The organism is Streptococcus sp., from assembly GCF_041802885.1.
Lineage (GTDB): Bacteria > Bacillota > Bacilli > Lactobacillales > Streptococcaceae > Streptococcus.
Map to the genome: position 1 here is coordinate 1 of NZ_JBHCHN010000004.1, position 9,609 is coordinate 9,609.

The following is a 9,609-nucleotide window of genomic DNA, read 5'->3' on the forward strand; positions in this document are numbered from 1 at the left end:
GGGAGCAGGTGGTGAGCTAGGTCATATCACTGTTGACTTTGAGGCTCCATTTGACTGCACCTGTGGGAAAAAAGGCTGTCTGGAAACCGTTGCTTCTGCAACTGGTATCGTCAACTTGACCCGCCGGTATGCTGAAGAATACGCTGGTGATGCCAAACTAAAACAGATGATTGACGATGGTCAAGAGGTGACCGCCAAAGATGTCTTTGACTTGGCAAAAGAAGGGGATGATTTGGCCTTGATTGTCTACCGTCATTTTTCTAACTACCTTGGTGTGGCCTGCGCCAACATCGCAGCAGTATTGAACCCAGCTTACATCGTGCTTGGTGGTGGTGTGTCAGCCGCTGGTGAGTTCTTATTAGAAGGCGTACGCAAGGTCTTCGTTGCAAACAGCTTCCCGCAAATCAAGGAAAGCACCCAGCTGGTATTAGCAACCTTGGGTAATGACGCCGGGGTGCTTGGAGCAGCATCATTGGTATTGAAATAATCTAAAAAGCTGACCTCGGTTGGCTTTTTTTGTAACTTCTGGAGGGAAAAAAACTTCTCTTCGTGGTATAATGTCCTTATGACAAAAGCAGATGTAATTTTTAAAGATAATATTTCCAAGATTTTGAATGAAGGTGTCTGGTCAGAGCAGGCAAGGCCCAAGTACAAGGATGGTCAGACAGCCAATTCCAAATACATTACAGGTTCTTTTGCCGAGTATGATTTGAGTAAGGGTGACTTTCCCATCACGACTCTTCGGCCTATTCCTATCAAGTCCGCCATCAAGGAGATTTTCTGGATTTACCAGGACCAGACCAATGATTTGTCCCTTCTCAATGACAAGTATAAGGTGGCCTATTGGAATGACTGGGAAGTTGGAAACACAGGCACCATCGGCCAGCGCTATGGGGCTGTGGTTAAAAAGCATGACATCATCAACAAGATTTTGAAGCAGCTGGAGGAAAATCCCTGGAATCGCCGCAATGTTATTTCCCTCTGGGATTACGAGGCCTTTGAAGCTTCCGAAGGACTTTTGCCCTGTGCCTTTCAAACCATGTTTGATGTTCGTCGGGTGGATGGTCAAATCTATCTGGATGCGACCCTGACCCAGCGCTCAAATGACATGCTGGTGGCCCACCATATCAATGCCATGCAGTATGTGGCCCTGCAGATGATGATTGCCAAGCATTTTGGCTGGAAGGTCGGCAAGTTTTTCTACTTCGTCAACAATCTCCATATCTATGACAATCAGTTTGACAATGCAGAAGAACTGCTCCGCCGTAAACCAACAGACTGCCAACCTAGGCTGATTCTCAATGTGCCAGATGGGACCAATTTCTTTGACATCAAGCCCGAGGATTTTGTCTTGGTCGATTATGAGGCTGTCAAGCCCCAGCTCAAATTTGACCTAGCCATTTAAGAAACTGTACTTGCTACATGTCTAGCAAGTGCATTTTTGTTGATTATTTGATAGAATAAAGGAACAAAGAAAAAGGACTGAGTGAGAATGACGAAAAAGATAGTGGGCATTTGGGCCCAGGATGAGCAAGGTGTCATCGGGAAGGATCAGGTTCTGCCCTGGTCATTACCAGCTGAGCTGCAACATTTTAAGCAAACCACCATTGGTCACAATCTCCTCATGGGCCGTGTGACCTTTGATGGCATGGGCCAACGGGCTTTGCCCAAGCGTCTCTCCCTGATTTTGACCCGCGATAAGAACTATCAGGTGGACAATGAGCACGTGCTGGTTTTCCATTCGGTTGAGGAGATTTTGGACTGGTATGAAAAGCAGGACAAGAATCTCTATGTCATCGGCGGCAAGCAAATCTTCAGCATCTTTGAACCCTATCTGGATGAAATTGTCAAGACAGATATCCATGCCAGCTATGAGGGAGATACCTATTTCCCAGAAGATTTTGACTGGACTGTCTGGACAGAAGTTGCATCCGATTTTCGTGCCAAAGACGGAGAAAATCCAGCCGATTTCACCATTCGGAAGTATATAAAGAAAGTGATCTAGGAATGCAGAAAAGTTTATTTGGCTTATTTACAGCCTTTTTATGTGGCATCTGTGTCATCTGTGCAGGCCAGGCCCTGCAAAAGCGACGCTATGGCCTCGCAGCCCTATTTTTGCTGAATGCCTTCACCAATCTGGTTAATAGCATTCATGCCTTTTATGGGTTTTTGTTTTAGTAAGAGAGAAATGTAGAGGTAAGAAATGGCAGTTCACAAGAACAAGGAAATGATTTATTGCTCATTTTGCGGTAAAAATCAAGAAGAAGTAAAGAAAATCATTGCAGGAAACAATGTTTTCATCTGTGATGAGTGTGTCGAATTGGCACAGGAAATTATCCGAGAAGAATTGGCAGAAGAGGTCTTGACAGACTTGGCGGACACGCCAAAGCCGCAGGAATTGCTCAATATTCTCAACCATTATGTCATCGGCCAAGATCGGGCCAAACGCGCCTTGGCGGTAGCAGTATACAATCACTACAAGCGCATCAATTTCCAGGATACACGGGGTGAGGATGATGTGGATATCCAGAAGTCCAATATCCTCATGATTGGCCCAACTGGCTCGGGCAAGACCTTCCTGGCCCAAACCCTGGCCAAGAGCCTCAATGTTCCCTTTGCCATCGCCGATGCGACAGCCTTGACTGAGGCCGGCTATGTGGGAGAAGATGTAGAAAATATCCTGCTCAAGCTCCTTCAGGCGGCGGATTTCAACATTGACCGGGCCGAGCGTGGTATCATCTACGTGGATGAGATTGATAAGATTGCCAAAAAAGGGGAGAATGTCTCCATCACCCGTGATGTATCAGGTGAAGGGGTTCAGCAAGCCCTCCTGAAAATTATCGAGGGAACAGTGGCCAGTGTTCCTCCACAGGGAGGCCGTAAGCATCCCCAGCAGGAGATGATTCATGTCGATACCAAGAACATCCTCTTTATCGTAGGTGGGGCCTTTGACGGCATCGAAGAAATTGTCAAGCAGCGCTTGGGTGAAAAAATCATTGGCTTTGGCCACAACAACACTGCCATTGCTGAGGAAGATTCCTACATGCAGCACATCATCGCTGACGACATTCAAAAATTTGGTATCATTCCAGAGTTGATTGGCCGCCTACCTGTTTTTGCAGCCCTCAATCAGCTGACGGAAGAGGACTTGGTCCGCATTTTGACCGAACCGAAAAATGCCCTGGTTAAGCAATACCAGACCCTCCTGTCCTATGATGATGTCGAGCTGGAATTTGACCAGGACGCCTTGGTAGAGATTGCGAAGAAAGCTATCGAGCGCAAAACAGGGGCCCGTGGGCTACGTTCTATTATCGAGGAAACCATGATGGATGTCATGTTTGAAGTGCCGAGCCAAGACCACATCAAGAAGGTTCGTATTACCAAGGATGCGGTAGAAGGCAAGGACAAGCCTCTTTTGGAGACTGCTTAGTGGAAGGGACCCAGATGGAAATTAACACACATAATGCTGAGATTGTCCTCAGTGCGGTTTCCAAGGCCCAGTACCCTCAGGATGACATGCCTGAAATCGCCTTGGCAGGTCGCTCAAACGTTGGAAAGTCTAGCTTTATCAATACCCTTTTAGGGCGGAAAAATCTAGCCAGGACTTCCAGTAAGCCAGGCAAAACCCAGCAGCTCAATTTTTACAATATCGATGATAAACTCCGCTTTGTGGATGTTCCAGGCTATGGCTATGCCAAGGTCTCAAAGACCGAGCGGGCCAAATGGGGCAAGATGATTGAAGAATATTTGACCAGCCGAGAGAATCTTCGGGCGGTGGTCAGTCTGGTTGATTTACGCCATGACCCATCTGCGGACGATGTGCAAATGTATGAGTTTCTCAAGTACTATGAGATTCCAGTCATTGTAGTTGCGACCAAGGCTGATAAGATTCCTAGAGGCAAATGGAACAAGCACGAATCGGCCATCAAGAAAAAGCTGAATTTTGAGGCAAGCGACCGCTTCATTATCTTCTCATCTGAAACCCGTCAAGGCTATGACCAGGCCTGGGATGCGATTTTAGAGTCTATATAATAAAGAACCAAATTTCTCTTCAGTAGGAATTTGGTTTTTCTCTGCTTCAAAAGTTCTATAAGCAATGACTAAGGCCATCTTAAAAAATACCTATAAGACAAGTTGTAGCTATCATGGTAAGATAGTCTTATTACATTTTAAAGGAGATATGATGGAAAATCATAATTTTGAAAATGAGGGCCGGTTTAATCGTCAGATGAACAGTCGCCACTTGCAGATGCTATCAATCGGTGGTGTTATTGGTACAGGGCTCTTTTTGAGCTCAGGCTATGCCATCAACCAAGCAGGACCATTTGGAGCGATTCTTTCTTACCTCTTCGGTGGAGTCATGGTCTATCTAGTCATGTTCTCTTTGGGGGAATTATCAGTTGCTATGCCGGTGACCGGGTCCTTTCATACCTATGCCACTCGTTTTATCAGTCCAGGAACGGGCTTTATGGTGGCATGGATGTATTGGCTTTGCTGGGTTGTAGCTCTGGCATCGCAGTTTATCGGGGCGGCGCAACTAGCCTTACGTTGGTTTCCAAATGTGCCTATCTGGGTCTTTGCAACCCTTTTTGCCCTATTGGTTTTTGGACTCAATGCTCTCAGTGTTGGCTGGTTTGCGACAGCAGAAGATTATTTTTCAAGTATTAAATTCTATGCCATTCTTGTCTTCATCATTCTTGGCATGCTGGCAATTTTTGGCATTCTGCCCTATGAAGGAACGAGTTCAGCTCCCCTCTTTACAAACTTGACTGCCAACGGTCTCTTCCCTAATCATTGGATTGGTGTTATTTCTGTCATGCTTTCCGTCAACTATGCCTATTCAGGTGTAGAGATGATTGGGATTGCGGCTGGTGAAACGGACAATCCAAAAGAAGCAGTACCAAAGGCTATCAAATCAACGATCGGCCTCCTCGTCACCTTTTTCTCGCTGACCATCTTGGTTCTGGCTTCACTCTTGCCTATGGACCAAGCAGGGGTCGTCGAAGCACCCTTTGTCGTTGTCTTTGAAAAAATCGGTATTCCTTATGCAGCCGATATTATGAACTTTGTCATTTTAACAGCTATTCTGTCTGCATCCACATCTGGGCTTTATGCATCTAGTCGGATGCTCTGGTCCTTGGCCAATGAAGGAATGATTAGCAAGAACCTAGTTAAGATTAACAAGCACGGTGTGCCAATGCGGGCCATGCTCTTATCCATGGTGGGTGTCGTCATTGCTTTGGTTGCTAGCATCTATGCAGCGGATACCATCTTCCTGGCCCTAGTTTCCATTGCTGGATTTGCGGTTGTGGTGGCATGGTTGGCTATTCCTTTGGCTCAAATCGGTTTCCGAAAAGAATTTCTCAAAAAGCATAGTGTGGATGAATTGGAATACAAGACTCCATTTTCTCCAACCTTGCCATGGATTACGGTTGTTCTCTTGGTGATTTCTATCATCGGGATTGCCTGGGACCCATCACAGAGACCTGGTCTTTATTTCGGTGTTCCCTTTATGATCTTGTGCTATGTTTACTACTATCTTCGCTTTAAAAAATGGTAAGGAGTAGCTCCTATGGGAACATTTAAAGGATTATTAGAGAATCAGGATGTTTTGATTTTGCATGGGGCCCTTGGTACCGAACTAGAAGCACTGGGTTATGATATTTCTGGCAAGCTTTGGTCTGCTAAGTATTTACTGGAGGAACCAAGTATCATCCAAGAAATCCATGAAACCTATATTGCTGCTGGGGCGGATTTGGTGACGACTTCATCCTATCAGGCGACACTCCCAGGACTCCAAGAAGCTGGCCTATCAGAAGCAGAAGCGAATGCTATCATTGCTCAGACGGTTGCCTTAGCAAGGGCTGCCAGAGATAAGGTCTGGGCCTCTATTTCTGATGCTGAGAAAAGCAAGCGTCCCTATCCCTTGATTTCTGGAGATGTAGGACCTTATGCGGCTTATTTGGCCAATGGTTCTGAGTATACTGGTGACTATGGAAATATCAGCAAGGAAGAACTGAAAAATTTTCATCGGCCAAGGATTGAGATTTTGCTCAAGCAGGGAGTTGATCTCCTGGCACTGGAAACTATTCCAAATGCTTTGGAAGCAGAGTCTCTTGTGGAATTGCTGGCAGAGGAATTTCCTCAGGTTGAAGCATATATATCCTTCACCATTCAGGAAAGCAGTAGTATCTCAGATGGAACAAGCTTGGAAGCCGTCGCGGACTTGGTCAACTCTTCTGAGCAAATCATGGCCCTTGGAATCAATTGTAGTTCACCCTTACTATTTGATGCCGCTCTGGAAAAACTGGCTAGTTTGACCAATAAATATCTGGTCACCTATCCCAATTCAGGTGAAGTCTATGATGGTCAGACTCAGACTTGGAAACCAAAAGATGTTGCTGCTAAAGATTTAGTAGAGAACAGTCATTACTGGCATAATCAATTTCAGGTTAAAGTGCTCGGTGGTTGCTGCCGAACCAGGCCAAATGATATTAAATCACTCTATCAGACTTTTAGAGGCTAATAGAAAGAGGAGTCAATCCTCTTTTTTTGATAAATCAAGTTTTTTTCTTGACATTATAAGAGAGAAGTGGTATCCTAGCTAAGGTTTGAAAAAACTGACCTAAGACAGTAGGGGAGCTCGACTCATAAAGATCCTACCGAGGCACAAAACGATTATTGAATATAAACGTATTTGTACTTTCGTGTCTAGGTGTAGGTGCGATTTTTTTGTGCCTATCCCAAAATAAAAACGGAGGTAAAATTAATGAGTGAAGCTATTATCGCTAAAAAAGCGGAATTAGTAGATGCAGTCGCTGAGCAGATGAAAGCAGCAACTTCTATCGTTGTTGTTGATGCGCGTGGTTTGACAGTTGAACAAGATACTGTTCTTCGTCGTAACTTGCGTAGCGAAGAAGTTGAGTATAAAGTTATCAAAAACTCAATCTTGCGCCGTGCTGCTGAAAAAGCTGGTCTTGAAGGTCTTGCAGAATTATTTGTAGGCCCATCTGCAGTTGCATTCTCAAAAGATGCAGTTGCCCCAGCAAAAATCATCTATGATTTCGCGAAAACGGCTGATGCACTTGAAATCAAAGGCGGAGCTGTCGAAGGCAAAGTTTCTACAAAAGCAGAAATCGAAGCCCTTGCAACCTTGCCAAACCGCGAAGGCATGCTTTCTATGTTGCTTTCTGTCCTTCAAGCGCCAGTTCGCAACGTTGCATATGCTGTCAAAGCAGTTGCAGAAAACAAAGAAGACGCAGCTTAATGCGTAAGAAGGTAGCTGCTTAGTGCTACAAAACATTATTTTAAAAACCTAAATTGGAGGAAAATCACAATGGCATTGAACATTGAAAACATTATTGCTGAAATCAAAGAAGCTACAATCCTTGAGCTTAACGACCTTGTAAAAGCTATCGAAGAAGAATTTGGTGTAACTGCAGCTGCTCCTGTAGCTGTAGCTGCTGCTGGCGCTGCTGATGCAGGTGCTGCTAAAGATTCATTCGATATCGAATTGACTGCAGCTGGCGACAAAAAAGTTGGCGTTATCAAAGTTGTACGTGAAATCACTGGCGAAGGTCTTAAAGAAGCGAAAGCTCTTGTTGACGGCGCACCATCTATCCTTAAAGAAGGTGTTGCAGCTGCTGAAGCTGAAGAAATCAAAGCTAAGCTTGAAGAAGCTGGCGCTAGCGTAACTTTGAAATAATCAAGGTTTACCTTAAGTTGCTATTTACAAACTCCACCAATATTTTGGTGGGGTTTTTGTGTATTGCCGCGATTTACTTGACACAGACCCAACTCCAAGGTGTATGATAGGGAAAAAGGTTTTAGACCTTGGATGGAGGAATTTTGATGGCAAAGACACTTATTATTTACTTTTCAATGACTGGGCATACGGAGCAGGTTGCCCATCAGATGGCGGAGAGTTTGGGGGCTGATTTGTATCGTATCCAAGCAAAGGTTGCCTATACAAAGAAAGATTTGGATTGGACAAATCCTGATTGTCGGGCCAATTTGGAACAGAAAAATTCGACAAGCCGTCCTCTTTATAAAGGGAATTTGCCGGATATTGCTGACTACGATACAGTCATTTTGGGTCATCCCATTTGGTGGGGAATTCCGCCGCGCATCCTCTATACAGTGATAGAAGACTTAGAGCTGACGGGAAAGAAGGTGGCGAGTTTTGCAACCTCAGGCGGCTCTAGCTATGGACAGGCCCAGTTGGAGATGGATTGGCTGCTTGATAGACCTCTTAGGGGGCGAATCTTATCTAATAAGGCTTCCATCAGTAGTTGGCTGACTGACAATCAGTTGAAGAAGTGATTTCTTAGATGGAACAAAGTGAGAGTTTGGGACAATTGTTGTTGCAAACTCTTCTTTTTTTACTAAAAGATCTCAATAATTCACGACGATAATTCATATCAAAAATACCAAATTATCAACCGCACTTCAGGTGATTCTAACAGAAATGCTGTGACCCAGGCCATAGCGGTTGCTCTTTGAAAGTAGAGGAATAAATTTATAAGGTCGATTTTACAGAAGTTTTTTGAACACAATATATCTTTGTGTTATACTATAAGATAATAGTGAGTTATTATTTTATAGTAGAACATAAGGGGGTCGATGATGAAAAAAAGAAAAATTGTCAAAGTACTTTCAGGAATATTTATAGCGATTATTTGTACTTTAGGAGGAATTTATTACATGTCATACAGAGCAGCGACTGAACGGAACGATAGACTGATTCAACATGGTTTCAAACTATTGGAAGAACAAATTGCGACTTATATCAAGGAAAACTATTCAGGGGTCAGTAAGATTGAATTTTCGCCTATTTTCGTGGATGGAGGCGATGGATTTTCGATGTTTACTGCGAATGTGGTTCCAGTGGTTTATGATACTGAAGGAAATCGTGCTGTGCTTGGAAGCAGTGGAACGATAGAGGGGCCATATTCGGATTTTGGTACTCCAGCAGGTTTAAACATAACTTTTGATGGTCTAGGCGATCAAGTCATTGAATTAGTAGTGAAGCCTAATAAGATTGTTGAAGTATCAGATTATGATAATTTACCGGATTTTGCAAAACTTAGTGAGGATGAAGGTTTAGATAACAATTTAATTGCATTAAATTCAGAGGGCTATTTAAAGAATGTAATAAAAGATGAGGTAGGTAGTCCTGATGTAAAAATTACTTATAATTTAGAAATTGTTGAGGGAGAATATTGGAAATGGCCTTAAATGATCAACAAATTCAGGCGTTGCAAAAATATGTAAAACCTGTCACAAGTCAAATCCCTACCACTAAAAATTCTAAAATATATGTCAAAGAAACATGTCAATATTACAAATTCATCAACCGCACCCCGGGCGATCCTAACAGTAAGGATGTGACCCAGGCCATAACGGTTGCTCTTTGAAAGTAGAGGAATAAATTTATAAGGTCGATTTTACAGAAGTTTTTTGAACACAATATATCTTTGTGTTATACTATAAGATAATAGTGAGTTGTTGTTTTATAGTAGAACATAAGGGGGTCGATGATGAAAAAAAGAAAAATTGTCAAAGTACTTTCAGGAATATTTATAGCGATTATTTGTACTTTAGGAGGAA

General features: G+C 43.5%; 13 protein-coding genes and 1 other annotated feature. All 13 genes read left to right on the top strand.

The genetic code is table 11. The annotated features are described in order from the left end of the window. Positions 1-487, top strand: a 487-nt coding sequence (locus tag ACEYCN_RS00490) for an ROK family protein (RefSeq protein ID WP_373712348.1), incomplete at its 5' end; no start/stop codon positions are given. A gap of 78 nt (positions 488-565) precedes the next feature. Beyond that, entirely contained in the window at positions 566-1,405 is an 840-nt protein-coding gene (locus tag ACEYCN_RS00495; RefSeq protein ID WP_373712349.1) for a thymidylate synthase, read from the top strand. An 87-nt stretch (positions 1,406-1,492) separates the two neighbouring features. Further along, complete coding sequence (locus ACEYCN_RS00500) at positions 1,493-2,005, top strand: dihydrofolate reductase (RefSeq protein ID WP_373712350.1); 513 nt, start codon at positions 1,493-1,495, stop codon at positions 2,003-2,005. A 2-nt stretch (positions 2,006-2,007) separates the two neighbouring features. Next, positions 2,008-2,178, top strand: a complete 171-nt coding sequence (locus ACEYCN_RS00505; protein ID WP_373712351.1) for a hypothetical protein — start codon at positions 2,008-2,010, stop codon at positions 2,176-2,178. A 25-nt stretch (positions 2,179-2,203) separates the two neighbouring features. Beyond that, complete coding sequence (gene clpX / locus ACEYCN_RS00510; protein WP_373712352.1) at positions 2,204-3,430, top strand: ATP-dependent Clp protease ATP-binding subunit ClpX; 1,227 nt, start codon at positions 2,204-2,206, stop codon at positions 3,428-3,430. A 14-nt stretch (positions 3,431-3,444) separates the two neighbouring features. Continuing rightward, the gene (gene yihA, locus ACEYCN_RS00515) at positions 3,445-4,032 is read left to right on the top strand and encodes a ribosome biogenesis GTP-binding protein YihA/YsxC (protein WP_373712353.1); all 588 of its coding nucleotides are present in this window, start codon (positions 3,445-3,447) and stop codon (positions 4,030-4,032) included. Positions 4,033-4,183: 151 nt separating this feature from the next. Beyond that, positions 4,184-5,560 (top strand): amino acid permease, encoded by a 1,377-nt coding sequence (locus ACEYCN_RS00520; RefSeq protein WP_373712354.1) that lies wholly within the window; start codon positions 4,184-4,186, stop codon positions 5,558-5,560. Positions 5,561-5,572: 12 nt separating this feature from the next. Next, positions 5,573-6,526, top strand: coding sequence for a homocysteine S-methyltransferase (gene mmuM / locus ACEYCN_RS00525; protein ID WP_373712355.1), 954 nt, complete (start codon positions 5,573-5,575; stop codon positions 6,524-6,526). A gap of 80 nt (positions 6,527-6,606) precedes the next feature. Then, positions 6,607-6,742: a sequence feature (ribosomal protein L10 leader region), on the top strand. A gap of 27 nt (positions 6,743-6,769) precedes the next feature. Continuing rightward, positions 6,770-7,267: a 50S ribosomal protein L10 gene (gene rplJ, locus ACEYCN_RS00530; RefSeq protein ID WP_373712356.1), complete on the top strand. Its 498-nt coding sequence runs from the start codon at positions 6,770-6,772 to the stop codon at positions 7,265-7,267. 69 nt (positions 7,268-7,336) lie between these two features. Then, positions 7,337-7,705 carry a 50S ribosomal protein L7/L12 gene (gene rplL / locus ACEYCN_RS00535; RefSeq protein ID WP_018167322.1) on the top strand — a complete coding sequence of 123 codons (369 nt, stop codon included), beginning with the start codon at positions 7,337-7,339 and terminating at the stop codon, positions 7,703-7,705. Positions 7,706-7,851: 146 nt separating this feature from the next. Continuing rightward, positions 7,852-8,322, top strand: coding sequence for a flavodoxin (locus ACEYCN_RS00540; RefSeq protein ID WP_373712357.1), 471 nt, complete (start codon positions 7,852-7,854; stop codon positions 8,320-8,322). Positions 8,323-8,625: 303 nt separating this feature from the next. Next, positions 8,626-9,237, top strand: a complete 612-nt coding sequence (locus tag ACEYCN_RS00545; RefSeq protein WP_373712358.1) for a hypothetical protein — start codon at positions 8,626-8,628, stop codon at positions 9,235-9,237. Continuing rightward, entirely contained in the window at positions 9,228-9,416 is a 189-nt protein-coding gene (locus ACEYCN_RS00550) for a hypothetical protein (RefSeq protein WP_373712359.1), read from the top strand. Before ACEYCN_RS00545 ends, ACEYCN_RS00550 begins: the two co-directional genes overlap by 10 nt. The last annotated feature ends 193 nt before the right edge of the window (positions 9,417-9,609 follow it).

Coding starts and splice junctions, on each gene's coding strand:
- ACEYCN_RS00495 (WP_373712349.1), top strand. CDS start 566: ATGACAAAAGCAGATGTAATTTTTAAAGATAATATTTCCAAGATTTTG.
- ACEYCN_RS00500 (WP_373712350.1), top strand. CDS start 1,493: ATGACGAAAAAGATAGTGGGCATTTGGGCCCAGGATGAGCAAGGTGTC.
- ACEYCN_RS00505 (WP_373712351.1), top strand. CDS start 2,008: ATGCAGAAAAGTTTATTTGGCTTATTTACAGCCTTTTTATGTGGCATC.
- clpX (WP_373712352.1), top strand. CDS start 2,204: ATGGCAGTTCACAAGAACAAGGAAATGATTTATTGCTCATTTTGCGGT.
- yihA (WP_373712353.1), top strand. CDS start 3,445: ATGGAAATTAACACACATAATGCTGAGATTGTCCTCAGTGCGGTTTCC.
- ACEYCN_RS00520 (WP_373712354.1), top strand. CDS start 4,184: ATGGAAAATCATAATTTTGAAAATGAGGGCCGGTTTAATCGTCAGATG.
- mmuM (WP_373712355.1), top strand. CDS start 5,573: ATGGGAACATTTAAAGGATTATTAGAGAATCAGGATGTTTTGATTTTG.
- rplJ (WP_373712356.1), top strand. CDS start 6,770: ATGAGTGAAGCTATTATCGCTAAAAAAGCGGAATTAGTAGATGCAGTC.
- rplL (WP_018167322.1), top strand. CDS start 7,337: ATGGCATTGAACATTGAAAACATTATTGCTGAAATCAAAGAAGCTACA.
- ACEYCN_RS00540 (WP_373712357.1), top strand. CDS start 7,852: ATGGCAAAGACACTTATTATTTACTTTTCAATGACTGGGCATACGGAG.
- ACEYCN_RS00545 (WP_373712358.1), top strand. CDS start 8,626: ATGAAAAAAAGAAAAATTGTCAAAGTACTTTCAGGAATATTTATAGCG.
- ACEYCN_RS00550 (WP_373712359.1), top strand. CDS start 9,228: ATGGCCTTAAATGATCAACAAATTCAGGCGTTGCAAAAATATGTAAAA.